Origin of the sequence: Kribbella sp. NPDC051770 (genome assembly GCF_040681455.1) — a bacterium.
Classification (GTDB): Bacteria; Actinomycetota; Actinomycetes; order Propionibacteriales; family Kribbellaceae; genus Kribbella.
Genome location: NZ_JBFAYT010000005.1, coordinates 452,593 through 477,053, shown reverse-complemented (window position 1 = coordinate 477,053; position 24,461 = coordinate 452,593). Strand labels below are relative to the sequence as shown.

Genomic DNA, 24,461 nt, shown 5'->3' with positions numbered 1-24,461 from the left:
GTGTCCTGGGCCGGCATCCCGGCCCAGGACACTGTCGATCACCAGCTGTTGTTGGCGAACGAGTGGCCGAGGATGATCTGGTCGAAGGTGTTGCCGTCGTTGTCGTCGGTGTAGGCGACCGCGACCTCGGACCAGGGTGAGACCGCCACGGCGAGCTGCTCCTGGCGGCCGTCGGTGAGCTGGCTGAGGCGCTGGGCGTCCAGGCGCCCGGTGCTCGAGCCGTCGGGGCCGAAGCCGCGAACCCAGACGTCGAGATCGGCGGCCTGGGTGGTCCAGCCGACGACCGTGCTCGCCTGGTCGTCGATGCCGATCGACGGTAGCGTCGCGGCGGTCGCGACCTGGAGATCGGCGTGCCGGGCGGTGCCGGTCGGGGTGAAGGAGCGCGTCGCGGTCGTCGTACCGGACTGCCAGGCGACCGCGAAGTCGCCGTTGAAGTTCGCCGCGACCGACGCGCGGGTCTGCTCGCCGGTGAGCGTGGCGTTCGCCGTACGGCGGGACAGGTTGACCGCGCCGTTGGTGCGCGCGAGCCGGACCAGGCCGACGTCGTACGACGCGTTGGCGTCGGCGTCGTCGTCCCAGACCACGAGCGCGTCACCCGAGGCCGAGACCGCGACGTCGGGGTTGTGGTGCTGACCGGTCGTCGCCGAGGCGGTCACCTCCCAGGCACGGGTGGTCGGACCGGTGAACCCGGCGGCCTTGATGGTGGCCGGCGTACCGGTCTGGATGTCCTCCCACGCGACGGTGAACGCGACCGCGGCGGTCGACGGTGCGCCGTCCGGGTCGACGGCGACGCGCGGCTTGATCTGCTGGCCGTCGGAGTTGCTGTTCGCGCTGCCCGACGCGGTGACCGTCCCGGCGGTGTTCACGACCCGGTACGGGATGTTGTAGTAGCCGTTGCCGTCCGGGTCGTCGGCCCAGACCACGACGGCGTTGCCCTTGTCATCGAGCCCGACGTCCGGCGTCAGGTGCCGCCAGTTGGTGACGCCACTGCTGCCCGCGGCCGACAGCTTCTTCTCATACACGGCTGTGCCGTTGCGGAACAGGCGCAGGTAGATCTCGCTGTGCGCGTTGTCCTCGGGCGCGGTGGTGTCGCGGTCGTCCTCCCAGACCACGGCGACGTACCCGGTCCGGTTGGTGGCGATCGCGGCGACGTCCTGGTCGCCGGTCGAGTTGCTGTTCGCGGTCACCCAGGTCGGCGCGGCGACAGCGGCGTGAGCCGTTCCGGTCATCCCGACGGTGAGCAGGACGGACGTGACGGCGATCCCCAGAAGCTTCTTCTTCATGGTCGCTTCCCCTCAGACCGTCTGCAGGCCGGGACGGCCCTCTTCGACGACGAACGACTTCACGGTGGTCGCGGCCGCGCCGTGCTCGGAGACCTTCGCGACCGCACGGAAGTCGGCCCGCATCTGGGTCGGGCTGAACGTCGTCCGGACGTAGCCGCGGCGGTTGTTGTAGAACTTCAGCCACGGGTTGGTGCCGACGTCCGGGATCGCGGTCGCGCCGTCGCCGTCGCCGCTGGAGGTGACCGAGCTGGTGACCAGCTCCTGGCCGATCACCGCCGAGGCCGGGTTGTTGTAGTCGGCAACCAAGTTGCTGGCCCAGGCGCGGTGCACGTCACCGGTGAGGACGACGGGGTTGCGGACGCCGCGGTCGACCCAGCCCTGCTGGATCCGGGCCCGGGAAGCGCGGTAGCCGTCCCAGGCGTCCATGCTCGCGCCGGTCGAGTTGAAGCGGCGTGCGAAGAACACCTGCTGGCCGAGGATGTCCCAGGTCCCGGTGTGCTGGTTCAGGCTGTTCAGCAGCCAGGTCTCCTGCGCGTTGCCGGGCAGGCTGCGGCTGGCCAGGTCGGCGTCCGAGCAGACCTTCCAGCCGTCGCCGCAGGCCTGGTCGTTGCGGTACTGCCGGGTGTCGAGCATGTGGAAGCTGGCCAGCTTGCCCCACGGCAGCTTGCGGTACAGCGGGATGCTCGCGCCGCTCGGCGCCTGCGCGGGCCGCAGCGGCATGTTCTCGTAGTACGCCTTGTACGCCGCGGTCTGCCGCGCGGTCCACTGCGCCGCGGTCAGCGACGGCGTGCTGTCGGCGCGGATGTTGCCGGCCCGGTTGTTCTCGATCTCGTGGTCGTCCGGGACGACGATCCACGGCGCGGCCGCGTGCGCGGCCTGCAGGTCCGGGTCGGACTTGTACTGCGCGTACCGGCGGCGGTAGTCCGCGAGCGACACGATCTCCGAGGCACCGGCGTGCAGCCGCGGGCGGCCGGCGGTCGCGCCGTACTCGTAGATGTAGTCGCCGAGGTGCAGGATGACGCCCGGGTTGTCCTCGGCCATCCGGCGGTAGACGGTGAAGTAGCCCTCCTCGTAGTGCGAGCAGGAGGTGAACGCCATCACCAGGTCGCGGCCGTTGGTGCCCGGCGCGGGCGCGGTGCGGGTGCGGCCGACGGGGGAGAGGTGGCCCTGGGCGCGGAAGCGGTAGAAGTAGTCGGCGTCCGGGTTGAGCCCGCCGGCGACGACGTGCACGGAGTGCGCGGCGGCGTACGTCGCGGTGACGGAGCCGGAGGCGACGAGGGTGCTGAAGCGGTCGTCGGTCGACACCTGCCAGTCGACGGCGACGTTGGCGTTCGCCATGCCGCCCTGGCCGTCGGCGTTGAGCGGCGAGGGCGCGAGACGGGTCCAGAGGACGACGCTGCTCGCGTCGGGCTCACCGGACGCGACGCCGAGCTGGAACGGGTACGGGACGGCGGCGGTGGCTGTGACGACGCTGGAGGAGTAGGCGGGGACGGCCGCGGCACCGGCCGCCGCGAGTCCGCCGAGCATGAGTGTTCGACGACTGATCGGGCTCATGAGGTCTCACCTTCGTGAACGGGGCGGGAGTTCGTTCACCATGGTGGCGGCATTTTTGTAACTTTTCTACTACTCGGCGTGAACACTTGGCCGTGCGATCATCGGCCCGACGATCGAACGGGGAGTGAACGATGCTGGGCCGGCGGAAACTGCTGGGGGCCACGGGGATGGCGGGGCTGGGGATGGTCGTGAGCGGATGCCGCCAGGCGCCGGAGCCGGACGGGACGCGGACGCCAACTTCGGGGGAGTCCTCGCCGGGCGGGCCCTCGTCGGGGCGGCCGGGGTCGAGCGCGTTCCGGATGCCGGCCGAGGGGGCCGCGCACGAGGTGACCTGGATGGCGTACGGCGCGACGCCGGGAGTCTGGGGTGAGGACTCGGTTTCGGCGTACGGGCGGGATCTGCGCAACAGCCGGATCGTCGCGCGGCAGGACCTCGTCCGGCTGGCCGCGACGATCGCGCGGTTCGAGCCGGTGGTGCTGCTGGTGAACTCGGCGGCCGACGAGGCCGAGGCCCGAAGGTTTCTCGCCGACTGCAAGGCCGGGCGCTCGATCAAGGACCAGGTCGGCGAGCTGGATCGCGCCGGGCGGATCTACGCCGGCGGGGAGAAGCTGCCGCCGGTCGGCGAGGTCGAGCTCGTTCGGATGCCGCTGAACGATCTGTGGGCGCGCGACACGGCGCCGGTCTTCGTCCGCGATACCGGCGGGCGGTTGCACGCGGTCGACCTGAACTTCAACGGATGGGGCCAGTGGCCGCCCCGCACCGGGCTGCCGGGCTGGCGGAAAGATCCGGAGAAGACGCGGAACGGGATCCGGGACCAGCCGATCACGCGGGACCGCGGGGTGGCGGCGGGGATCGCCGTCCAGGCCGACGTCCAGGTGGTGCGGACCTGGCTCACGATGGAGGGCGGCGGGCTCGAGGTCAACGGGTCCGGGCTGGCCGTCGCGACCGAGAGCTGCATCCTGAACCCGAACCGCAACCCGGGCCGCACGAAGGCGCAGGTCGAGGTCGAGCTGCGGCGGGTGTTCGGCGTCGAGCGGATGCTGTGGATGCCGGGCCGGCCGGCGATCGAGCTGACCGACTGGCACGTGGACTTCCTCGCCCGATTCGTTGCTCCAGGCAAGTTGTTGTTCGCCGGGTCGGACGATCCGGAGGACGGGCCGGACCGGCGGGCGCTCCGGGCGGGGGTGGAGGCGCTCAACAATCTGCCGGATGCCGAACGCCGAACGTTGCTCGGTGGTGCCGATCAACTGAGCATGCATGAGGTGCAGCCACCCGACCCCGATCAGGTCTTCGCGGCGTACCAGGCGCGCAACCGCGCCCTCCCGATCACCGAGCGCGGCGCCGACGCGTTCGCCGAGACCGTCGCGACCGGGTACGTCGGGTACTACGAGGCCAACGGCTGTGTCGTGCTCGGCCAGTTCGGCGACCTCGACGCCGACCAGGCGGCGTACGACCTGATCTCGGAGCTCTACCCCGAGCGGCTCGTCGTACAGATCACCACGGACGGTCTCGCCAACGCCGGCGGGACGATCCACTGCGCGACCCAGCAGCAGCCCGCCTGAACGGGCTGCTGCTGGATCAACGGCTTACGGGTAGTTCACCCACTGCGCGACGTTCGTGTTCGAGTTCGACGGGCCGCCGGTGTTGTTGATGACGTGCGAGATCGTTCCGCGGCCGCCGAGCGAGACGGTGACCATGTTGTGGAACTTCACGCCCGCCTTGTTCGGGACCTCGAAAGCCCGGTCGGCGACGATGCTCGCGTCGCTGGTGAACACGCAGTAGCTGCCCAGCCCCCAGGCCTCGTGCGTGGTGACCGAGTCGGCCACCTTGTACGCGGCGTACCCGCGGGTCGAGCCGTTCATCCAGGCACCCTGGTTCGGCGGGTCGTACGGCATCTCGTTCTGGTAGAAGTACGTCCGGCCGCCGTTGCCGTTCCAGATCGTCTGGTACTTCTGGTAGTGCTCGACGAACAACCCGTACGCCGTGACGTTGTCGCCGTTGACGACCAGCCCGGTGTCGGCGGTGTTGGTGTTCCAGCCGACGCCGAACGAGTGGTCACCGCGCCACAGCCAGGCGTGGTCGAGGATCACGTTGTCGCTGTTGATCCGCAGCGTCTCGGTCGCCTTGCCGACCGCGGAACCGCCGATCCGGAAGTACACGTCGTGCAGCGACGTCGGGTTCGCGCTGTGGTTCGCCGAGGCGCCGGTCGGGCCGACCTCCATCAGCAGCGGCGAGTTCGTCGGCGCGGCGTCGATCAGCAGGCCGGCGATCTTGACGCCGTCCACGTCGGCGACGGTGATCGCCGAGTTTCCGTTGGTCGGCATCACGGTGGCCAGGCCGAGGCCCAGGACGACCGTGTCCGGGCGGGTGATCCGCAGCGGCTCGCTGATCCGGAAGATGCCCGGGGTGAACAGGATGTTCTTGCCCGCGGCAAGTTCCGCGTTCAGCGTCGCGCCCGAGACACCCGGCTTGGCGATGTAGAACTGGCTGATCGGCAGCGACTGACCGGCGGGGTTGCCGTTGGTCCAGCCCGGGCCGGCCGAGTTCTGCTTCAGCGCCGGGACGAACACCTGGTAGGCGCCGGCGTTGTCGACGTACAGGTACGGCTTCTCACGGATCACCGGCGTCTGCGCGACCTTGGTGTACGGCGGGTTCGGGAAGTTCCCGGCCGGAGCGTTCTGGGCGCCGACGAAGACCATGTTCCAGTTCTGGCCGGTCCAGCTGCCCCAGTTGGTGTTGCGCGACAGCCACTGCTGCTGGCTGCCCGACCGAACCTGGCCGTCGACGACCGTGTCGGCCATGAAACCGCCGCTCGACCAGCCGCCGTCGTCCAGCGCGAGGTTGCCCTTCAGGTGCATCCGCCGGTACGCCGACGCCTGGCTGACCGCCCAGCGGTCGAGCCCGCCCGGCGGGTTCACGGCCAGGCCCTCGGCGCCGCGCCAGAAGTTGTGGGTCGCGTTCTGCGGCGGGAACCAGTCCGCCTCGACGTGCACGGCGCCGTTGATGTTCACGCTGTCCGGCGTCAGGCCGAGGCCGGCGACCTGGGTGAAGAAGCCGACGTTGGCGCTGACGTTGTAGGTGCCCGGCTTGAAGAGGAGGGCGTAGCGCTGCTCGCCGTACTGGTTCTCCTCCTGCTGGTTGAAGACCTGGTCCAGGCGCGACTGGATCTGGCTCTGCGGCATCGACGGGTCGAAGACCGACACGTTCGGGCCGAGGTCCGGCGTACCGGGCGGGTTGGTCGGGGGCGTGCCGTCCACAGGGGTGATCCTGAACGATTGGGCGGCGCTGCCGTTGCAGGCGTACTGCTGCAGCTGGACGCTGTCCGCGTTGGAGGCCGACGGGACGTCGAGGCACTTGCCGCTGTTGCGGTTGACGAGGTGGTAGGCGCCGTCGGCCTCCTCGACCGGGCGGAACTGCTGGTTGGCACCGTTGCCGTAGGCCCACAAGTGGATCAGCGCGCCGTCGGCGGCCGACACGTTGCTGACGTCGAGCACCTGGCTCGCGGCGTTGCGCGCGTTGATCCGCACGTAGCCGTCGGAGGTCGGCTGGAACTGCCACTGCTGGGCGGTGCTGCTGTTGCAGGTGTACTGCTGCACGGCGGTGCCGTTGGCGGTCTGCGCGCCACGGGCGTCGACGCACTTGCCGCTGTTCTTGGCGGTCACGGTGTTCCAGGCGGTCGGCGAGATGGCCGCGGTGGCGGCCGGCGAGCTGACGACGGTCAGCCCGGTCGCGACGACAGCGGCGACCAGCGCCGCCGAGACGGCCGCGAACTTGCGGCCGCGCGGCGGCGGGCGGAGTGGGGCGACTCCAGGCATGGGGGGATCTCCTCAAGGTCGGGGCGGGCCGTGCGCGGCTGCGGGAATGCGCATTCGGGCACGGGTGACCTAAGGAAATCCAAGTTGCTTACTTAATTCAAGAGGTAGCCGAAGGGTTGTCGGATTCCGGAACCGGTTCCGGATCGGTCTGCTGGTTCGCGCCGTTCGGGAGCGCGGCGAGGATCGCGTTGAACCGGCGGACGTAGTCCTCGTAGCGGCCGGCCTCCTGGTTGACCAGGCCCTGGACGCGGCGCTGCAGGTCGGCGTACCGGCCCTCCTCCTGGTCGGTCAGGGCCTGCACGCGGTTGGCCAGGTCGGCGTACCGCTGGGCCTCCGCGGCCTGGAACTTGCGCAGCTCGGCGAGTACCTCGTCGGCGTTTGCCATGTCGTCTCCATCGGGTCCGGCCCGCAGTACGGCGGCCAGGTCGGTACGGAACTTGTTCATCGGGTTGCGGCCCGGGTCGGTCTTGCGCCGGGTGTGCTCACGGTGACCGATCACCGCGAGCGCGTTCCAGCCGTGGAAGTCGCACACCGCGGCGGCGTGCAGCAGCGCCGTCCGGTACGCCGCCGCGGTCATCGCGCGGGCGCCGTCGTACCGGACCTCGTTGCCGTAGTAGTGCGCGTTGCCGTCGACGTTGTCGGCGCCGGGCCGCAGCTCTGCCGTGTAGCCGGCGTAGTTCTGCGAGGTCACCCGGCTGAGCGTGGTCTGCGACCCGCGCCCGGCGTGGTTCGCCCGCCCGACCGCGCCGACGTGCAGATCCCCGTCCATGTCGGTCGACACGTTGCACAACGGCCCCGGAATCCCTTCCTCGGCCCGCCCCCGCACGAACAGGAAGTTCAGGTAGTCGTCACTCTGCGAGTTGCTGCCGGTGTGGTGCACGATCACCCCGCGCACGTCCCCGAACGCCCCCGGCCGCCCCCGCGTCCGCCACCCCGGGTACTCCCGGAACTTGACCCCCCACTTCCGCAACGCCGCCACGGTCTGGTCAGCCGTCATCGGTCGGGCCAAAACACACCTCATCGCCTCACGTCTTCACCGACAGTGGCGAAGCTCGTACCGGGAGTAGTCCCCGCCTGACTCCCAGGTAAACCTCACCGCCCGAGGAACCTACTCACTCCGCGGGTGCGGCGTCGAGAGGTTGGCCAGTGAGGAGCGGGAGGAGTTGGTCGCCGACGCGGATGATCTCTTCGCGGTAGGGGGTATCCGAGAGGATGAAGTGGGTGATGCCGAGGTCCTGGTACTTGCGGAGGGACTTGGCGACGTCGTCGGGGGAGCCGACGAGCCAGGTGGTGCCGGCGCCGCCGCCGCCGTGCTTGCCGGGGGCTGTGTAGAGGTTGTCGTCGAGGACGTCGCCGCGGGCTGCGAGGTCGAGGAGGCGTTGCTGGCCGACGGCTTTGAAGCGGCGTTCGTCTCGGAAATTGTTGTCTTCGGCCATTCTCTCGACCTTCGCTTCGGCGTCGGTCCAGGCTTGTTCGGTGGTGTCGCGGATGAGCGTGGTGATCCGCAGGCCGTACTCGAGGGGCTGGTGTTCGCGGCCGAGCTCCTGCTGAAGCTTGTCGAGCCGGTCGATGCGTTCGGCGATGCCGTCGCGGGGTTCGCCCCAGAAGAGCTGGACGTCGGCGTCGGTGGCGGCGACTTGTTCGGCGGCGGGGGAGGCGCCGCCGAAGTAGAGGCGGGGATGTGGGCGACCAGGTCTGGCAACCGGCCGGGTGGCGACGGTCGAGTCGGTGACGTGGAAGTGCTCGCCGGTGAACGTGACGTTCTCCTCGGTCCACAGGCGGCGTACGAGCTGCAGGAACTCCTTGGTGCGCGCGTAGCGCTGGGCCTGGTCGCCCTCGCTGTCGCCGTACGCCGGGAGGTTGTCCTGGCCGGAGACGATGTTGATCAGCAGGCGGCCGTCGCTCAGCTGGTCGAGCGTGCTGGCGGCGGACGCGAAGTGCGCGGGCTGCCAGTAGCCAGGGCGGATCGCGGCCAGCGGCTGGAACGTCGTCGTACGGGCAGCCAGCGCCGTCGCGACGGTGAGGGTGTCCGGCCGGCCCCACCCGGTTCCGAGGAGCGCGCCACCCCAGCCGTGCTGCTCGGTCAACCGCGCGAGGTCGGTCAGGCGGTCCAGGCTGTTGTGCCCGGCAGTCGCGTCGTCGCCGCGGTGCCCGGGCTGGACCTGGTTCGGGATGTACCAGAGAAGTTCGAGGCTCATACCAAACAAGTTTATTCCAGCAAACTTACTGGACTTAGATCGTCTCACGAACGACGTCGAGGATCGCCGCCTCCACCGGGTACGCCGTACCGCGGTCCTCGAGCGCGAACGGCTCCAGCAGTGCGATCCCCGGCTGCGTGATCATCCGCGCCGTCGTACCGCGGTGCGGCCAGGATGCGGCGTGAACGAGGAACGGATGGCACAGGAACACGTCCCCCGCCGAGCCGGTCGCGTGAACGACCTCCCGATGCGCACTGGCCTCCCCGACCAGCGGCCCCGAAGCAGCCATGTCCATCCCGTCGTCCCCAGCCGGCGCCAGCACCCGCGCCGCATCGACGTGCGAACCGACCCGGATCCGCGTCGGCGCATCATCCATCCCGACATCGGTCAGCAGGAACAACGCCAGCAACCCCCGCTCCCGGCTCCGGATGTTCGACCGCCACTCGCTGCCGGACCAGTAACTGGTCTCGATGTGCCACCCGGCGTCCCGCGGATCCTCGTCGACGGAAACCGCACCGGGATCGTCCCGCCCATGCCTTCGTGCTTCAACCATGCACCCGGCCCGATCAACTGGTCGTACGCCGCCCAGAGCCCAGGCGCGGTCCCAGCCGCGGCAAACGGCCCGTCGTTCGGGCTGATGATCCGTACCACCGGCGCCGACCAGGTCGACCGGTCGTCACGCAGTACGCCTTGCTGCGCGAGCTCGGCCCAGACGGTGTCCACACAGGCCTCCGCGACCTCCCGCGGCACGGCACCCCGCACTGCCACGAACCCGTCGGCCTGAAACGCAGCGATCTCACCGGACGACAACATGCCGAGCACTCTCCGCCGCCGGCCTGGCCCCGGCAACCGAATATCCCGCCGTGCCGCTCGGTCAGCCGTGGCTGTCTCACCGTTCGGCATTGACATCGTTGTCCCGGGTGATCAGGATACTGAAACGTTTCCAACCTCGGTCGGCCGAGCCGCCCAGAGCCTCGAGGAGATTCGCTCATGATCCTGAGTCGTTTGCTGACTGCCGGTGCGGTGGTGCTGGCTGTCGGGGCAGCGTCGGTGTTGCCCGCCGGAGCTGATCCGGGTGGAGGCGCGTCGGCCACTGCTCGGTCTCGTGTTGCCGCCGACGTGCTGATGAGTTCGTACGAACCGGTGAAAGCCTGGTTCCCCTCCAGCTGGTGGAACTCGGCGGTTGCGCTCCAGACCGTCGGCGACTACATGCAGCGCACCGGCGACCGTCGCTATCTCCCGCAGCTGGACAACACGTTCGAGAAGGACAAGGGCGTGTTCCCGGCCGGCTACCTGTCCGGTGACCCGCTGCTCGGGAACTTCACCAGTCGGGCGATCGACGACTCCGAGTGGTGGGCGCTGACCTGGATCCAGACTTACGACCTGACCAAGAATCGCAAGTACCTCGACATGGCCGTCACGATCGCGGAGTACGTCGAGGACTACTGGGACGGCACCTGCGGCGGCGGAGTCTGGTGGGACGCCGAGCGCACGTACAAGAACGCTGTCACCAACGGGCTCTGGATCCGGCTGACCGCCGAGCTGCACAACCGGATCCCCGGTGACCGGCACTGGCTCGGGCGTGCGCAGCAGGGGTGGAACTGGTTCACCGGCAGCGGGCTGATCAACGCCGATGGTCTGGTGAATGACGGGCTCAACACCGGCACCTGCAAGTCCAACGGCGACACGGTGTGGACCTACAACCAGGGTCTGGCGATCGGCGCCGGTCTCGAGCTGTGGCGGGCGACCCGCGATCCCCGCTTGCTCACGACCGTACGACGGCTCGCGGACTCGGCGATCGGTGCCGGCGGCCTGGCTCCGAACGGCGTACTGGCCGAGTCCTGCGAGGTGCCGGGCAAGAGCTGCGACGACAACCAGAAGCAGTTCAAGGGCATCTTCCTGCGCTACTGGATGGACCTGACCGACACCACGCACGACCGCCGCTACCTCGATTTCCAGAGGCGGCAGGCCGCGACTGTCTGGGAACACCGCGATGCGGCCGGCCGGCTCGGGCTGCGCTGGTCCGGCGGCGAGGCGAACGTCTTCGACTGGCGGACCCAGGCGAGCGCGTTGAGCGCGCTGATCGCCGACGTACCGGCACGGCCGCCGGTGCGATCGCTGTCGGCGAGCATGAATCCGGCGCAGCCGGTGGTGATGGCCTCCGGCGCCAGCGGGACGACCGTCGCGCTGACCGCCCGGCTCCAGGTCACGGCGCCCGCCGGGCAACGCGTCATCGCCGACGTCAGGGCCTCGGCTCCGGCAGGCTGGACCGTCACGCCGCGGCGGGCGACGGTGACCTTGCGAGCGAAGGGCAACGCCGTACCGGCCCAGGCCGAGGTCCAGCTCGACGTCGCGATCCCCGCCGGTACGGCGGACGGCCGCTACCCGGTGACCGTCACCGCGACGGCCGGTCCGCAGCTGACGTTCAGCACTCGAGCCGACATCCAGGTGGCGCGCAGCGTCGACTTCGACACCGGTACCGCCGCCGAGCTGCCCTGGCTGTTCGACGCGGGCGGTTCACAGAGCAACGGCGTCCAGAACCGCTTCGCCGACGGCAACGCGTCCTTCACCTACCGCTTCCCGTTCCCGGCGAGCACCACGGCGGCGTCCGCGACGCTGACGATCGACAACGAGTACGTCGTCGAGGTGAGCGGTGACGGCCGGCAGTGGACGGAGCTGGCCCGGGAGACCGAGCACGCCCACGACGGCCAGAACAAGGCGGCCCGGACGTTCGACCTGACCCCGCACCTCGGCGCGGACAAGGCGGCGTACGTCCGGATCTCCGACGCGTTCCCCGACGAGGGCTGGGGCGGCCGGCTGTACCACCTGAGCGCGACGTACACCGGGTAGTACTGGGCAGGCCCACGCGCGAGCGTGGGCCTGTTTCAGTGCACCAGCGTGCTGATCCAGCCGCCGTCGACGCTGAGCACCTGGCCGGTGACGAACGAGCTCGCCGGGCTCGCGAAGAACAGCACCGCCTCGGCGATGTCCTGCTGCTCGCCCATCCGGCCGAGCGCGTACTGCGCGGTGAGGACCTTCTCCAGCTCGGGGTTGTCGAAGATCGCCGCCGACATGTCGCTGCGGGTCACGGCGGGGCGGACCGAGTTCACGCGGACGCCGCGCGGTCCCCACTCAGCGGCCAGCGCGCGAGTGAGGCCGTCGATGCCGCCCTTGGTGACCGAGTAGAGGACCTGGTTGGCGATGCTGCGCTCGCTGCCGATCACCGAGCCGAGGTTCACGATGCTGCCGCCGCCGTTGGCCGCCATGTGCGCCGCGGCCAGCCCGGCCAGCAGCATCGGGGAGCGGGCGTTCAGCGCCCAGAGCTCGTCGGCCTCCTCGGCGGTGAGCTGGTCGGCGGCGGTGAAGTTCTCCGCCGCGGCGTTGTTGACCAGTACGTCGATCCGCCCGAGCTGCTCGACGGCGGCGCCGAAGACAGCCGCCGGGGCGCCTGGATCGGTGAGGTCGGCAACGATCACCTCGGTGCCTTCGGGGAGCTCGGAGGCGGTGGCGCGCAGCGACTCCTCGCTGCGACCGACCAGCGCGACGCGGGCGCCGGCGCGCGCGAGCAGCGCCGCGGTGGTCGCGCCGACGCCGCGGCCACCGCCGGTGACGACGGCCGTCCGGCCGGCCAGCGGAAAGGGCGAAAGTCCTTCGTTCACAGGGGTTTCCTTATCGGTTGTGCTGAGTCAGGGACGGCGGTAGGCGCCGTACCACCAGATGCTGCCGAGCTCGCGCGCGAACACCTCGTCGCCGCTGCCGTCGTCGACCTCGATGTGGCGGGCGATCGCGGCGCCGCCACCCCAGACGATGACCCGGCTCGCGGCGGTCGCGTCGAGCGCGGCCGGCGTCGTACCGGCGGCTTGCTCGTCGAGCAGCGTCCGGCGTACGACGTCGTCGAAGCCTTCGAGGTCGGCGGTGTAGAAGTCGCGGACGGCGGGGTCGTACCCGGCGAGCTCGCGGACCGCGGACAGCACCGCGAAGTTGGCCCGGTGCAGCCGGATCACCTCGGCGAAGAACGCCGCGTACCGCGCCGCACCGTCCTCCCCGGCGCCCGGGTCCCACTCGCGCGCCAGCCGCAACGACGACTCGCGGACCGCGTCGGCCAGCTGGATGATCAGCTGCCCCTTGTCCTTGAAGTGCGCGTAGAACGTGGCGCGCGAGACGCCGGCCTCCTCGATGATCTGCCGCACGCTCAGCTCGGTGAAGCTCTCACCGCGCCGCAGCAACCGCTCCAGAGCGGCCGGCAGTTCAACGACCGCCGGAGCGTTCCCACCCCGGCGCTGACGCGTGACAGAAGGCATGTCAACAACCATACAACGTGTCTGGTCACGCTGTTCACGGATGGCAAGAAGAAGCCCCGCCCGGGAGACCCGGGCGGGGCTGCAGCTCAGTGCGCGAACTCAGACGTCGTAGTACAGCTCGAACTCGTGCGGGTGCGGGCGGAGCTGGATCGGGGCGATCTCGTTCTCGCGCTTGAAGTCGATCCAGGTCTCGATCAGGTCCGCGGTGAAGACGTCGCCCTCGAGCAGGAAGTCGTGGTCGGCCTCGAGGGCGTCGATCACGGCCGGCAGCGAGGTGGGGACCTGGTTGACCGAGGCGTGCTCCTCCGGCGGGAGCTCGTAGAGGTCCTTGTCGATCGGGTCGGCCGGCTCGATCTTGTTGCGGATGCCGTCGATGCCGGCCAGCAGTTGGGCGGCGAAGGCCAGGTACGGGTTGGCCGACGGGTCGGGGCAGCGGAACTCGATCCGCTTGGCCTTCGGGTTCGAGCCGGTGATCGGGATCCGGATGCAGGCTGAGCGGTTGCGCTGGGAGTAGACCAGGTTGACCGGGGCCTCGAAGCCGGGGACCAGGCGGTGGTAGGAGTTCACCGTCGGGTTGGTGAAGGCCAGCAGCGACGGGGCGTGCTTGAGCAGGCCGCCGATGTACCAGCGCGCGGTGTCGGACAGGCCGCCGTACCCGGACTCGTCGTAGAACAGCGGGACGCCGTCGCTCCACAGCGACTGGTGGCAGTGCATGCCCGAGCCGTTGTCGCCGAAGATCGGCTTCGGCATGAAGGTCGCGGTCTTGCCGGCGTCCCAGGCGGTGTTCTTGACGATGTACTTGAACTTCATCACGTCGTCGGCCGCGGTCAGCAGCGTGTCGAAGCGGTAGTTGATCTCCGCCTGGCCGGCGGTGCCGACCTCGTGGTGGGCGCGCTCGACGAGCAGGCCGCTGTTCTCCAGGTGCTTGGTGATGTCGTTGCGCAGGTCGGCGAAGTGGTCGACCGGCGGGGCCGGGAAGTAGCCACCCTTGTAGCGGACCTTGTACCCGCGGTTACCGCCCTCCTCGACCCGGCCGGTGTTCCAGGCGCCGGCCACGGAGTCGATGTGGTAGTAACCCTCGTTGGCCTTGGTCTCGAAGCGGACGTCGTCGAAGACGTAGAACTCCGCCTCCGGCGCGAAGAACGCGGTGTCCGCGATCCCGGTCGACTTCAGGTACTCCTGCGCCTTGCGGGCGATGTTGCGCGGGTCGCGCGAGTACGCTTCGCCGGTCAGCGGGTCGTGGACGAAGAAGTTGATGACCAGCGTCTTGTCCGCGCGGAACGGGTCGATGAAGGCGGTCGTCGGGTCGGGCAGCAGCGACATGTCCGACTCGTGGATCTGCTGGAAGCCGCGGATCGACGAACCGTCGAACTGCAGGCCGTCCTCGAAGACCTCGGGACCGAACGACGACACCGGGACGGTGAAGTGCTGCATGATGCCCGGCAGGTCGCAGAACCGGACGTCGATGAATGCGACGCCCTCGTCCTTGACGTAGGCGAGCAGCTCCTCAGCGCTGGAAAACATACGTACTCCTCGGGGTGGCTCAGAGATTCACGTCGAACGTAGGGCCTGCCGATTACTCAGCCGTGACCCCAATGTTTCGCGGATGTTAAGCCCAGCGTGTCCGCGCTGACCCACTGGAGATTCGGGGGAGGGCGGTGAGAGCTGCCCAGCCCCTCGTAGGCTAGCCACTATGGCATCATCCGCGCACCCCGGGACAGGACCCGCCGAAGAGTTCCGTTATCCGGGCAACCGGCTCGGGCTGCCCGAGGACGGGCCGGGATCGGTCACCGGCTGGGGGCGCCGGCTGCTCGCACTGCTGATCGACTGGCTGATCGCCGGGCTGATCGCGTCGGCGATCACCGGGAAGCCGATATGGGCCGGTGGCAACGATTACAACACCGCCCAGCTGGTGACGTTCTTCGCGATGTCCGCGGTGCTGTCCGGCCTTGCGGGGTTCACGTTGGGGCACCGGATCTGCGGTCTGCGGGTGATCCGCGTCGGAGCCGGCGGGCCTGGGTACACCGGTCAACCGGGGCTGCTGGCGGGGGCGATCCGGTCGTTCCTGATCTGCCTCGTGCTGCCCGCGGTCGTGTACGACCGGGACCGCCGCGGGCTGCACGACCGCGCGGCCAGCACGATCGTCGTACGCCGCTGACCGCAAGCTGCCAACGGCGGCCGGTCACCCGGAGTAGCGGCAGACTGGCCGCATGAAGGTGATCTTTGTCGCGCTGGGCGCGGTGCTGCTGGTGGCTGGGTGCGGTTCGAACGACGACGCCGGTACACCGGCCGCGGACGCGCCGACGATCAGCAGCACGCCGACGCCCACCGCGACACCGACGCCGACGCCGACACCCACGCCGGCCCCGAAGCCGAAGCCGAAGCCCAAGCCGCTGCCCAAGGCCAAGGACGGGAAGAACCTCGCCGCCTGCCGCGACGGCGACTGCCAGGTGCAGATCGGCCCCGGCCGGACCACGTTCAAGTTCCAGGGCATCGTGCTCGCGATCGACGTCGCGAACGGTGTGGCCACGTTCGACCTCGACGGCGACATCCGCGGCGGCAGCGGCGAGCTCGTCCCCGGGTTCCCGCAGAGCTTCGGCGACATGATGGTGCTCGGCGGCGACACCTACCCGCGCAGCGAGGACCCGCCGGGGCTGACGATGCGTGCGCCGTACGTCGCCGCGAACGGCGCGGTCATCGACCTGCATCTGCTCCCGGGCAACCGGTGACCGGAAGAGGCCAGGCGGCCCGGCGCGGACCTGCCGTGCAACAGGCTGGTGGCATGAAGGTGATCTCTGTCGCGCTGGGCGCGGTGCTGCTGGTGGCCGGGTGCGGTTCGAACGACGACGCCGGTACGCCGCCCGCGAGCACCCCGCCGCCGAGCGCGACTCCCACGCCGACGCCGAGCCCGACACCCACGCCCACTCCGAAGCCGAAACCGATCCCCAAGGCCAAGGACGGCACCAACCTCGCCGCCTGCCGGGACGGGGACTGCAACGTCCAGGTCGGCAAGGGCCGGACGACCATCAAGTTCGCCGGCGGCAAGCTCGTGATCACCAAGGTCGACGCGAAGTTCCCGCACTTCGTGCTGACCGGCGACTACGGCGGCGGCAACGGCACGCTGGGTGCGTCACCGGCCACGTTCGGCGGCGGCGGGCTCAGCGTGATCACCGGCCCGGTCCCGCGCGAACAGGACCCACCGGGGCTCACCCTGCGCGCGCCGTACGTCGGCAACGGCGGAGCCATCATCGACATCCACGTGGTCTAACGCCGCGTCAGCAGCAGTTGCACATCGTCCAGGTAGCCCGACCGGAAGCCCGCCTCGGAGTACGCGAGGTAGAACTCCCACATCCGGCCGAAGGTGTCGTCGAAGCCGAGCGCGGAGATCTGCGGCCAGTGCTCGACGAAGCGGTTGCGCCAGATCCGCAGGGTGCGCGCGTAGTCGGGGCCGAGTGAGCGCAGGACCTGGGCGTGCAGGCCGGTGTGCTCGGCGGTGACGTCCTTGATCACCTTGACCGACGGGATCAGGCCGCCGGGGAAGATGTACTTCTGCACCCAGGTGAACGTGTTCCGGGTGGCGAGCATCCGCTCGTGCGGCATCACGATCGCCTGGACGACGGCGACGCCGTCGGGCGCGAGCCGGCGCTCGATGGCGTCGAAGTAGACCGGCCAGTACTTCTCGCCGACCGCCTCGATCATCTCCACGCTCAGGACGGCGTCGAACTCGCCGATCTGGTCGCGGTAGTCGCGCAGCGCGACCTGCACGCGGTCGCTCACCCCGGCGTCGGCGATCCGGCGCTGCGCGAGCAGCGCCTGCTGGGACGCGATGGTGATCGCGGTGACCCAGGCACCGCGCTGCGCGGCCCGGATCGCCAGGCTCGCCCAGCCGCAGCCGATGTCGAGCACCCGCGACCCCGAGCGCACCCCGGCCGCGTCGAGGATCGCGTCGAGCTTGTGCAGCTGCGCCGGCGTCAGCTCGTCGTACGACGCGGTGCCGAGGTCCGCGAGCGGGTCGGCGGTGCCGAAGTACGCCGCCGAGTAGGTCAGCGTCGGGTCCAGGAACTCCGAGAACATCGCGTTGCTCAGGTCGTAGTGCCGGCTGATGTTCTGCCGGGCGCCGGCCCGGTCGTTCTCCTGCTCGCCGGGCTGGGACTTGGTCACCAGCCAGCGCAGCGACTGCGCCCACTTGGGCAGCAGGTGCCGGTTCGCCTCGTTGTTGAACCGCTCGGCGAACGGGACGAGCAGGTCGGCCAGGTCCGTCCCCGGCTCCGGGTCCCAGTCGCCGGCCAGGTAGGCCTCGCCGAACCCGGACCCGGCGTCCTGCCCGAGCCGGTCCAGGAACGGGCCGCTGCGGTGCACCCGCATCGACGGCCCGCCGAGACCGTACCGGCGGTTGTCGATCGCGATCGAGGCCGGCAGGTCCTTGGCGATGATCCGGATCGCCGCCAGCGCGCCGGCCCGGCGTACCGGGTTCGAGCGCGGCGCCGCGAGCCCCGGCCAGGTCGTGGCCTCCGGCTCGTGCACCGCCGGCATCACATCGGTCATTTCCCCTCGCCCCTTGTCCGTCCTGGGTCGCACTCTAACGGCCACCGGCGCCGTCCGGGTGCGGCGCCGGGCTCAGGACTGCTCTCACGCTAGACAAACGCGGCCGGGGCCGATCGGTTACCCTCGCGGGCTCACCCGGCGCGTTGTCCCAGGTACAGGTGGTTGCCGTCCGGGTCCTCGGCGCGGGCCTCGCGTTCGCCCCAGGGCTGGTCGGCCGGCTCCTGGGTGATCGTGCCGCCGGCGGTGCGGATCGCGGCGACGGTGGCGTCGAGGTCGTCGGTGTAGAGCCAGAGCGCGATCGGCGGGCGGCCCGGCGTACGGCGGAAGTCCGGGTCGTGCCCGAGCCCGAGTGACGCCTTGCCGAACTGCACACTCACGTACGCCGGTGCGCCTTCCGGCGGGAACTGGTAGACCAGCTCACCGCCGAGGACCTCGGTGTAGAACGGCAGCAGCCGCGGCAGGTCGTCGGTGGTGACGATCGGGAAGATGTCGTCGACAGTCATACAGGCCTCCTCGTTCGGTCAGGATGAACTACCCACCTGACGAACGAGAAGGCCCAGAATCAACAAGTACCGACCACCGATCATGTGGCCGGTACTTGTGACCTGGTGACCGATCAGTCACCGGAGCAGGCTCAGCGGCCCTTCATCGCCTGGCGGGCGCCCTTGAGGCTGGTCGGGACCGGCCCCTTCGGCATCGGCACCTGCGGGCGGACCGCGTCCAGCGCCTTCAGCCGCTGCAGCAGGTCGGTGATCTCCGACGGCTGCAGCGCCTGCGGGAGCTTCATCACGTGCTTGGTGAGCTTGCGGATGTCGATCTCGCCCTCGCCGTTGCCGGCCACGACCGTGATCACTGGGGCGCCACCGGCGACCCGGCTGTGCTTCTTCTGCTCGGCGGTCAGCAGGTTCTTCACCCGGCTGGCCTGGCCCTCGCCGACCAGGACGATGCCCGGGCGGCCGACCACGCGGTGCACGATGTCGGCGTTCTTGGTGACCGCGACGGCGGGCGTCACGTTCCAGCCACGGCGCAGCGTCTGCAGCGCGGAGGCGGCCGCTCCGGCCTGGCCCTCGATCTGGCTGTACGCCGCCTTCTCGACCCGGCGCCCGAACACGATGGTCGCGGCCAGGAAGCCGAGCGCGACGCCGAGCGGGATCCAGATCAGCAGCGGGCCGACCAGGAAGCCGAGCGCTACGAACACGGCGACCACGCCGAGGAAGATCCCGGCGAGCAGCAGCCCGATCCAGGGGTCGGACTTCTTGGTCAGCTGGTACGCCGACCGGATCTGCTTGAGCCGGCTGGTCTTCTCGGCGGGCGCGTCGTTCTTGGCCATCTCTACCTTTGTCCTGTTATGCCTGCGGGGCGTTCATCCGGGATTCGACGGCCTGACGGTACAGCCGCCCGGCCCGGTAGGACGACCGTACCAGCGGACCGGACATCACTCCGGCGAAACCGATCTGCTCGGCCTCGGCCTGCAGCTCGACGAACTCCTCCGGGCGGACCCAGCGCTCGACCGGGTGGTGCCGCACCGACGGGCGCAGGTACTGGGTGATGGTGATGATCTCGCAGCCGGCGCCGTGCAGGTCGGCCAGCGCCTGGCTGACCTCCTCGCGGGTCTCGCCCATGCCGAGGATCAGGTTCGACTTGGTGACCAGGCCGTAGTCGCGGGCCTGGGTGATGACGTCCAGCGAGCGCTCGTAGCGGAAGCCGGGGCGGATCCGGCGGAAGATCCGCGGCACCGTCTCGACGTTGTGCGCGAACACCTCCGGCCGGGACGAGAACACCTCGGCCAGCTGCTCGGGGACCGCGTTGAAGTCGGGCGCGAGCATCTCGACGCCGGTGCCCGGGTTGAGCGCGTGGATCTGGCGGATGGTCTCGGCGTACAGCCAGGCTCCGCCGTCGTCGAGGTCGTCACGGGCGACCCCGGTCACGGTGGCGTAGCGCAGACCCATCTTGGTCACCGACTCGGCGACCCGGCGCGGCTCGTCGCGGTCCAGGGCCTCGGGCTTGCCGGTGTCGATCTGGCAGAAGTCGCAGCGCCGGGTGCACTGGTCGCCACCGATCAGGAAGGTGGCCTCGCGGTCCTCCCAGCACTCGAAGATGTTCGGGCAGCCGGCTTCCTGGCAGACCGTGTGCAGCTCCTCGTCCTTCACGAGCTTCTGCAGCTTCTGGTACTCCGGGCCCATCTTGGCGCGCGTCTTGATCCACTCGGGTTTGCGCTCGATCGGGGTCTCCGCGTTGCGCACCTCGAGCCTGAGCAGTTTCCGTCCTTCTGGGGCGATCGTCACGCCGTCCAGAGTACGCCGGGCCGTTCGGGAGCCTTCCACCCGTAGGCTGGTGATCTATGTCAAGTCCTCAGGAGCCCGGTACGCCGCCCAAGACCGGTACGACGGTCCAGGGCTGGGTCCGGCCCGGACCGACCGCGAAGGAGCAGCGGTACGACGTACTGCTGGGGCTCCTGCTGGCGCTCGCGGGCGTGATCGGCACCGAGCTGGCCCGGGGCGCGACCCCGGTCCACGCCGACCTCGGGTTCGCCGGCGTCGAGCCGTACGTGCTGAGCGCGGCCGGGGCGCTGGCGCTGTGCTTCCGGCGCCGGTGGCCGATCCCGGTCCTGCTGGCCGTGTCGGTGCTGTTCGTGGTCACCGGTGAGCGGGCGACGTTCGCGTTCACCAGCAACATCGTCACCCAGGCGACGGCGTTCATGGCGATCTACGCGGCGGTCGCTTGGGCGCGCGACCGGCGGCTGATGAAAGTGTCGGTCGCGGTCGTGTTCGCCGTGATGTTCGGCTGGCTGACGCTCGGGTTCGTCCGGGCGCTGCAGACCGACGAGTTCAAGGGCGGGCCGAACCACACGCTGCTCGGGCCGTACGTGTCCGGCGTGATCATCACGCTGGCGATCAACGTCCTGTACTTCTTCGGCGCCTACTTCTGGGGCCGGACGTCGTGGGGCGTGGCCCGGCAGCGGCACGAGCTGGAGCAGCAGGCGGCCGAGCTGGCCGCGCAGCAGCAGGCCAACGCGCGGCGCGCGGTGATCGACGAGCGGCTGCGGATCTCCCGCGAGCTGCACGACGTGGTCGCGCACCACATCAGCAGCATCGGGATCCAGGCCGGGGGCGCGCGCCGGGTGATGGAGAAGGACCCGGAGGCGGCCAAGAACGCGCTGAGCGTGATCGAGAACTCCAGCCGGACCGCGGTGAACGAGATGCGCCAGCTGCTCGGGATGCTGCGCGCCGCCGACCCGGACCTGGACGAGGACGAGCTCGGCGCACCGGTCGGGAAGGCGCCGCAGGCGGGTGCGGACCGGCTGCCGGCGCTGGTCGTCGAGGCGAGCGGGGAGGGGCTGGAGGTCGGGTTCCACCAGATCGGGCAGCCGGTGCAGGTGCCGGAGACGATCTCGGTCTCGGTCTACCGGATCGCCCAGGAGGCCCTGACCAACGTCCGGCGGCACTCAACCGCCCGGTCGGCGCACGTCACGCTGCGGTACCTCGCTGACGCGATCGAGGTCGAGGTGATCGACGACGGGCGGCCCAAGCACGCGCCGGTCGGTTCGCGGCTCGGGCACGTCGGGATCCGGGAGCGGGTCGCGCTGCTGGGCGGTGAGTCCGAGATCGGCCCCCGCCCGGTGGGTGGGTTCCGGGTCCGGGCGCGGATCCCGCTGGCCGCCGCGCCGGTCGGGTCCGGGAGCTCCGAGGCCGGGTCGGCGACGGGTCCGGGCGACCCCGATTCCCCGTCCCCCGACCCGGTCGCGGGGGAGACTGACCGTTCCGTGCCGGACCGTGAGGGAGCAGCGCAGTGAGTGAGACGCCCATGCGGGTGCTGCTGGTCGACGACCAGGACCTGGTCCGCGCCGGGTTCCGGATGATCCTGTCCGTCGAGCCCGAGATCGAGGTGGTCGGCGAGGCCGCCGACGGCGAGAAGGCGGTCGAGCTCGCGCTCGAGCTGCGGCCGGACGTCGTCCTGATGGATGTCCAGATGCCCGGCCTGGACGGGATCGCCGCGACCCAGCGGATCGTCACGGCCGACGCTGGCAAGGTCGTCATCCTGACCACGTTCGACCGCGACGACTACTTGTTCGAGTCGCTCGGCGCCGGGGCGAGCGGGTTCCTGCTGAAGAACACTGCCCCGGAGGACCTGGTCGAGGCGATCCAGGTCGTCCACTCCGGCCACGCGCTGCTCGCCCCTGAGGTGACCCGGCGGGTGATCAAGCGATTCTCCGGCGGCGGCGAGCGTGTCTACCGGCCCGACCTCGTCGCCGACCTGACCGACCGGGAGCGTGAGGTGCTCGGGCTCATCGCCCGTGGCCTGACCAACACCGAGATCGCCGGGCAGTTGTTCGTCGGCGAGGCCACGGTGAAGACTCACGTCTCCCGCGTCCTGCTCAAGCTCGGCCTGCGGGACCGGGTGCAGGCGGTGGTGTTCGCCTACGAGTGCGGGCTGGTAGTGCCCGGCGACGACGCCGCCTCCTGAACCTGCGTCACCGCCACCACCAGTACGACGACAGCCGCAACCAGTACGACGACGACCGGCACACCGCCGTACGGCGCGAGCAGCGGCGCCAGCCCGATCAGTACGACGCCCGCCACGCTCGTGCTCAGCCGGAGCGTCGGCCGCGACAGGATCGTCCGGGTCACGCCCCAGAGCAGCGCGACGAACAGCGCAGCCGGTACGGCGACGGCGTACCCGACTGTCCTGTCGGAGATTGGCAGGTGGTGGCTGGTCTGCTCGACGGCCACCTCCAGTCCGGCGCCGAGTGCTGCGAGTGCTGCGAACAGGCCGAAGTGTCCGTAGCCCCAGAGGTACGACTGGCTCCGGTGGCGCTCCAGGCCGTGCCCGGCGGGGTGCAGGAAGTAGAGCCACCACAGCCCGAACAGCAAGACCAGACCGCCCGCGGCAACGACCACCAGCGAGCCGCTGAGCTCAGTGGCGCGGACGGCGTTGCTGACGGCCAGCACGCTCTCGCCGAGCAGGATGATCGTGAACAGACTGTACCGCTCGGCGATGTGGTGCGGGTGCCAACCGGTGTCCCGCCGGCGCTGGGCCCACCAGGGCACGGTGAGCTCCAGCACGGCCAGGCAGACGAAGGTGAGCGTCGTGGTCTCGCCGGTGGCCAGCCGGATCAGCCAGCCGACCTGGAGCACGCTGATCCCCACCGCGTTGCGGACCGCCGTACGACGTTCCTCCGGGTTCTCGACCGCCGCCCGGACCCACTGGACGATCTGGCCGCCACGCATCATCAGGTACCCGAGCGTGACGAGCCGGAAGTCGGCGTCGGTCGCCGCCGCCGGTACGCCGGCCGCCAGCACCAGGACGCCGCCCATCTGCAGCATGGTGAGCAGCCGGTACGGCACGTCGTCGGTGTCGTAGGCGGAGGCGAACCAGGTGAAGTTCATCCAGGCCCACCAGATCGTGAAGAACACCTGCAGGAATCCGGCGATCTCGTGGTGGCCGTCGGCCAGCCCGTGCGCGAGCTCGGCCGCGGCAGCCGCCACGGCGACCACGAACGTCAGGTCGAACAGGAGCTCCAGCGGACTGGCGACGCGGTGCTGCTCGTCGGGGCGGCGCGGGCGCATCCGGCCCCGGATCACGGCTGCGGGCATGGTTCGGCTCCTGGACTGGTCGGGTCTCACTCGCACAGACAGCGCAGCCGGACGGTCTGTGACCGGGGTCGCCCGAAAAAACTTTCCCGGACCGGTCACAGCCGCGGGCGCTGCCCTGTCCTTGCTGGTGACCGGGCGGCGCCAGGCCCCCGCGACCGACAGGAGACGGACATGAAGATCGTCGTCATCGGCGGCACCGGGCTGATCGGGTCCAAGCTGATCCGCCGCTTCACCGCGCACGGGCACGACGCCGTGGCGGCCGCGCCGAACACCGGGGTGAACACCCTCACCGGCGAGGGCCTGGACGAGGTGCTGACCGGCGCGGACGTCGTCGTCGACGTGTCGAACTCGCCGTCGTTCGAGGCGGCCGCGGTGATGGAGTTCTTCACCACCTCGACCACCAACGTGCTCGCCGCGGAGAAGAAGGCCGGCGTCGGCCACCACGTCGCGCTGTCGATCGTCGGCACCGAGCGGCTGCCGGACAACGGGTACTTCGCGGCCAAGATCGCCCAGGAGGGCCTGATCGAGGGCTCCGGCGTGCCGTACTCGCTGGTGCACGCGACCCAGTTCTTCGAGTTCACGCTCGGTATCGCCGACGCGGCGACCACCGGCAACGAGGTCCGGATCGCGCCGGTGAAGTACCAGCCGATGGCCGGTGACGACGTCGCCGACGCGGTCGCGAAGACCGCCGTGGGGACGCCCTTGAACGGCCGGACCGAGATCGCCGGGCCCGAGCGGACCCAGATGGACGACTTCATCCGCGACGCGCTGGCGCTGGCCGGCGACCCGCGCGAGGTGGTCGCCGACGTGCACGCGACGTACTTCGGCTCCGAGCTGCTCGACGGCAGCCTGGTCCCCGAGGGCGACGCGCACCTGGGCCACATCCGCTACGTCGACTGGGTGAAGGGTCAGGCCGAGCGGTGAGTACGCCGGACGAGGGCGCGTTCCTGCACGACGCGGAGAGTATGTTCGGCGCGCTGCACCACGAGGTCGAGGCCGACCTCGGGATGATGACCGCGAACGAACCCGACCCCGGCCTGCCGGTCAGCGAGTGGCTGGTCGATCCGACCGAGGTCGAGCGGGACGAGGTGGCGCTGCGCAGCCTGCTCGGCGCCGTGGAAGCGCTGGAGGGCGACGTACGCCGCCCGGAACCTGTCGAGGAGTGAAGATC

General features: G+C 70.1%; 23 protein-coding genes. 9 read left to right on the top strand and 14 right to left on the bottom strand.

The annotated features are described in order from the left end of the window. Positions 1-38: 38 nt before the first annotated feature. Both AB0M01_RS19925 and AB0M01_RS19920 read right to left on the bottom strand, forming a co-directional pair. Entirely contained in the window at positions 39-1,283 is a 1,245-nt protein-coding gene (locus tag AB0M01_RS19925; protein ID WP_363671437.1) for a hypothetical protein, read from the bottom strand. Between the two features lie 12 nt (positions 1,284-1,295). Beyond that, the gene (locus AB0M01_RS19920; protein WP_363671435.1) at positions 1,296-2,837 is read right to left on the bottom strand and encodes an alkaline phosphatase D family protein; all 1,542 of its coding nucleotides are present in this window, start codon (positions 2,835-2,837) and stop codon (positions 1,296-1,298) included. A 131-nt stretch (positions 2,838-2,968) separates the two neighbouring features. Between AB0M01_RS19920 and AB0M01_RS19915 the strand changes: the two genes are divergently transcribed. Next, entirely contained in the window at positions 2,969-4,399 is a 1,431-nt protein-coding gene (locus AB0M01_RS19915; protein ID WP_363671433.1) for an agmatine deiminase family protein, read from the top strand. 24 nt (positions 4,400-4,423) lie between these two features. On the opposite strand, the gene AB0M01_RS19910 is transcribed toward AB0M01_RS19915, so the two are convergent. The 4 genes from AB0M01_RS19910 to AB0M01_RS19895 all read right to left on the bottom strand — a co-directional run bounded on the left by AB0M01_RS19910 (position 4,424) and on the right by AB0M01_RS19895 (position 9,403). Then, a complete protein-coding gene (locus AB0M01_RS19910) occupies positions 4,424-6,652 on the bottom strand; it encodes an RICIN domain-containing protein (RefSeq protein WP_363671431.1) in 2,229 nt (742 codons plus the stop codon). Between the two features lie 97 nt (positions 6,653-6,749). Continuing rightward, a complete protein-coding gene (locus AB0M01_RS19905) occupies positions 6,750-7,649 on the bottom strand; it encodes an N-acetylmuramoyl-L-alanine amidase (RefSeq protein WP_363671429.1) in 900 nt (299 codons plus the stop codon). A 115-nt stretch (positions 7,650-7,764) separates the two neighbouring features. Then, positions 7,765-8,850 (bottom strand): LLM class flavin-dependent oxidoreductase, encoded by a 1,086-nt coding sequence (locus tag AB0M01_RS19900; protein ID WP_363671427.1) that lies wholly within the window; start codon positions 8,848-8,850, stop codon positions 7,765-7,767. 34 nt (positions 8,851-8,884) lie between these two features. After that, the gene (locus tag AB0M01_RS19895) at positions 8,885-9,403 is read right to left on the bottom strand and encodes a phytanoyl-CoA dioxygenase family protein (RefSeq protein WP_363671425.1); all 519 of its coding nucleotides are present in this window, start codon (positions 9,401-9,403) and stop codon (positions 8,885-8,887) included. Positions 9,404-9,840: 437 nt separating this feature from the next. Here AB0M01_RS19895 and AB0M01_RS19890 point away from each other — a divergent pair, with 437 nt between their 5' ends. Beyond that, positions 9,841-11,700: a glycoside hydrolase family 76 protein gene (locus AB0M01_RS19890; protein ID WP_363671423.1), complete on the top strand. Its 1,860-nt coding sequence runs from the start codon at positions 9,841-9,843 to the stop codon at positions 11,698-11,700. A 35-nt stretch (positions 11,701-11,735) separates the two neighbouring features. Here AB0M01_RS19890 and AB0M01_RS19885 read toward each other — a convergent pair whose 3' ends face one another. From AB0M01_RS19885 to glnA, 3 genes are all read right to left on the bottom strand, one after another. After that, positions 11,736-12,509 (bottom strand): SDR family oxidoreductase, encoded by a 774-nt coding sequence (locus AB0M01_RS19885; protein WP_363671421.1) that lies wholly within the window; start codon positions 12,507-12,509, stop codon positions 11,736-11,738. Positions 12,510-12,536: 27 nt separating this feature from the next. Next, positions 12,537-13,151 (bottom strand): TetR/AcrR family transcriptional regulator, encoded by a 615-nt coding sequence (locus tag AB0M01_RS19880; RefSeq protein WP_363671419.1) that lies wholly within the window; start codon positions 13,149-13,151, stop codon positions 12,537-12,539. Positions 13,152-13,250: 99 nt separating this feature from the next. Further along, a complete protein-coding gene (gene glnA, locus AB0M01_RS19875; RefSeq protein ID WP_363671417.1) occupies positions 13,251-14,675 on the bottom strand; it encodes a type I glutamate--ammonia ligase in 1,425 nt (474 codons plus the stop codon). A gap of 169 nt (positions 14,676-14,844) precedes the next feature. Here glnA and AB0M01_RS19870 point away from each other — a divergent pair, with 169 nt between their 5' ends. The 3 genes from AB0M01_RS19870 to AB0M01_RS19860 are packed head-to-tail and all read left to right on the top strand — an operon-like array spanning position 14,845 to position 16,419. After that, entirely contained in the window at positions 14,845-15,309 is a 465-nt protein-coding gene (locus AB0M01_RS19870) for an RDD family protein (RefSeq protein WP_363671415.1), read from the top strand. 52 nt (positions 15,310-15,361) lie between these two features. After that, positions 15,362-15,880: a hypothetical protein gene (locus AB0M01_RS19865; protein WP_363671413.1), complete on the top strand. Its 519-nt coding sequence runs from the start codon at positions 15,362-15,364 to the stop codon at positions 15,878-15,880. Between the two features lie 53 nt (positions 15,881-15,933). After that, on the top strand, positions 15,934-16,419 hold the full coding sequence (locus AB0M01_RS19860) for a hypothetical protein (protein ID WP_363671411.1): 486 nt from the start codon (positions 15,934-15,936) through the stop codon (positions 16,417-16,419). On the opposite strand, the gene AB0M01_RS19855 is transcribed toward AB0M01_RS19860, so the two are convergent. The 4 genes from AB0M01_RS19855 to lipA all read right to left on the bottom strand — a co-directional run bounded on the left by AB0M01_RS19855 (position 16,416) and on the right by lipA (position 19,981). Next, positions 16,416-17,696, bottom strand: a complete 1,281-nt coding sequence (locus AB0M01_RS19855) for a cyclopropane-fatty-acyl-phospholipid synthase family protein (protein WP_363671409.1) — start codon at positions 17,694-17,696, stop codon at positions 16,416-16,418. The genes AB0M01_RS19860 and AB0M01_RS19855 overlap by 4 nt on opposite strands. A 131-nt stretch (positions 17,697-17,827) precedes the next feature. After that, positions 17,828-18,199 (bottom strand): VOC family protein, encoded by a 372-nt coding sequence (locus tag AB0M01_RS19850; protein WP_363671407.1) that lies wholly within the window; start codon positions 18,197-18,199, stop codon positions 17,828-17,830. A gap of 131 nt (positions 18,200-18,330) precedes the next feature. Next, positions 18,331-19,026, bottom strand: coding sequence for a DUF4191 domain-containing protein (locus AB0M01_RS19845; RefSeq protein ID WP_363671405.1), 696 nt, complete (start codon positions 19,024-19,026; stop codon positions 18,331-18,333). Positions 19,027-19,042: 16 nt separating this feature from the next. Beyond that, the gene (gene lipA, locus AB0M01_RS19840) at positions 19,043-19,981 is read right to left on the bottom strand and encodes a lipoyl synthase (RefSeq protein ID WP_363671403.1); all 939 of its coding nucleotides are present in this window, start codon (positions 19,979-19,981) and stop codon (positions 19,043-19,045) included. A 56-nt stretch (positions 19,982-20,037) separates the two neighbouring features. Between lipA and AB0M01_RS19835 the strand changes: the two genes are divergently transcribed. Next, on the top strand, positions 20,038-21,489 hold the full coding sequence (locus AB0M01_RS19835) for a sensor histidine kinase (RefSeq protein ID WP_363671401.1): 1,452 nt from the start codon (positions 20,038-20,040) through the stop codon (positions 21,487-21,489). Positions 21,490-21,500: 11 nt separating this feature from the next. Then, complete coding sequence (locus AB0M01_RS19830) at positions 21,501-22,160, top strand: response regulator transcription factor (RefSeq protein WP_363671596.1); 660 nt, start codon at positions 21,501-21,503, stop codon at positions 22,158-22,160. Here AB0M01_RS19830 and AB0M01_RS19825 read toward each other — a convergent pair. Continuing rightward, on the bottom strand, positions 22,115-23,290 hold the full coding sequence (locus AB0M01_RS19825; protein ID WP_363671399.1) for a low temperature requirement protein A: 1,176 nt from the start codon (positions 23,288-23,290) through the stop codon (positions 22,115-22,117). The two genes, AB0M01_RS19830 and AB0M01_RS19825, sit on opposite strands and share 46 nt — an antisense overlap. 171 nt (positions 23,291-23,461) lie before the next feature. Here AB0M01_RS19825 and AB0M01_RS19820 point away from each other — a divergent pair, with 171 nt between their 5' ends. Then, positions 23,462-24,214 carry an SDR family oxidoreductase gene (locus tag AB0M01_RS19820; RefSeq protein ID WP_363671397.1) on the top strand — a complete coding sequence of 251 codons (753 nt, stop codon included), beginning with the start codon at positions 23,462-23,464 and terminating at the stop codon, positions 24,212-24,214. Beyond that, positions 24,211-24,456: a hypothetical protein gene (locus tag AB0M01_RS19815; RefSeq protein ID WP_363671395.1), complete on the top strand. Its 246-nt coding sequence runs from the start codon at positions 24,211-24,213 to the stop codon at positions 24,454-24,456. The genes AB0M01_RS19820 and AB0M01_RS19815 overlap by 4 nt, the downstream gene beginning before the upstream one ends. The last annotated feature ends 5 nt before the right edge of the window (positions 24,457-24,461 follow it).

Bases quoted from the DNA above. Each gene is read 5' to 3' on its own strand.
- AB0M01_RS19925 (WP_363671437.1), bottom strand. From the start codon at position 1,283: ATGAAGAAGAAGCTTCTGGGGATCGCCGTCACGTCCGTCCTGCTCACC.
- AB0M01_RS19920 (WP_363671435.1), bottom strand. From the start codon at position 2,837: ATGAGCCCGATCAGTCGTCGAACACTCATGCTCGGCGGACTCGCGGCG.
- AB0M01_RS19915 (WP_363671433.1), top strand. From the start codon at position 2,969: ATGCTGGGCCGGCGGAAACTGCTGGGGGCCACGGGGATGGCGGGGCTG.
- AB0M01_RS19910 (WP_363671431.1), bottom strand. From the start codon at position 6,652: ATGCCTGGAGTCGCCCCACTCCGCCCGCCGCCGCGCGGCCGCAAGTTC.
- AB0M01_RS19905 (WP_363671429.1), bottom strand. From the start codon at position 7,649: ATGACGGCTGACCAGACCGTGGCGGCGTTGCGGAAGTGGGGGGTCAAG.
- AB0M01_RS19900 (WP_363671427.1), bottom strand. From the start codon at position 8,850: ATGAGCCTCGAACTTCTCTGGTACATCCCGAACCAGGTCCAGCCCGGG.
- AB0M01_RS19895 (WP_363671425.1), bottom strand. From the start codon at position 9,403: ATGGTTGAAGCACGAAGGCATGGGCGGGACGATCCCGGTGCGGTTTCC.
- AB0M01_RS19890 (WP_363671423.1), top strand. From the start codon at position 9,841: ATGATCCTGAGTCGTTTGCTGACTGCCGGTGCGGTGGTGCTGGCTGTC.
- AB0M01_RS19880 (WP_363671419.1), bottom strand. From the start codon at position 13,151: ATGCCTTCTGTCACGCGTCAGCGCCGGGGTGGGAACGCTCCGGCGGTC.
- glnA (WP_363671417.1), bottom strand. From the start codon at position 14,675: ATGTTTTCCAGCGCTGAGGAGCTGCTCGCCTACGTCAAGGACGAGGGC.
- AB0M01_RS19870 (WP_363671415.1), top strand. From the start codon at position 14,845: ATGGCATCATCCGCGCACCCCGGGACAGGACCCGCCGAAGAGTTCCGT.
- AB0M01_RS19865 (WP_363671413.1), top strand. From the start codon at position 15,362: ATGAAGGTGATCTTTGTCGCGCTGGGCGCGGTGCTGCTGGTGGCTGGG.
- AB0M01_RS19860 (WP_363671411.1), top strand. From the start codon at position 15,934: ATGAAGGTGATCTCTGTCGCGCTGGGCGCGGTGCTGCTGGTGGCCGGG.
- AB0M01_RS19855 (WP_363671409.1), bottom strand. From the start codon at position 17,696: ATGACCGATGTGATGCCGGCGGTGCACGAGCCGGAGGCCACGACCTGG.
- AB0M01_RS19850 (WP_363671407.1), bottom strand. From the start codon at position 18,199: ATGACTGTCGACGACATCTTCCCGATCGTCACCACCGACGACCTGCCG.
- AB0M01_RS19845 (WP_363671405.1), bottom strand. From the start codon at position 19,026: ATGGCCAAGAACGACGCGCCCGCCGAGAAGACCAGCCGGCTCAAGCAG.
- AB0M01_RS19835 (WP_363671401.1), top strand. From the start codon at position 20,038: ATGTCAAGTCCTCAGGAGCCCGGTACGCCGCCCAAGACCGGTACGACG.
- AB0M01_RS19830 (WP_363671596.1), top strand. From the start codon at position 21,501: ATGCGGGTGCTGCTGGTCGACGACCAGGACCTGGTCCGCGCCGGGTTC.
- AB0M01_RS19825 (WP_363671399.1), bottom strand. From the start codon at position 23,290: ATGCCCGCAGCCGTGATCCGGGGCCGGATGCGCCCGCGCCGCCCCGAC.
- AB0M01_RS19820 (WP_363671397.1), top strand. From the start codon at position 23,462: ATGAAGATCGTCGTCATCGGCGGCACCGGGCTGATCGGGTCCAAGCTG.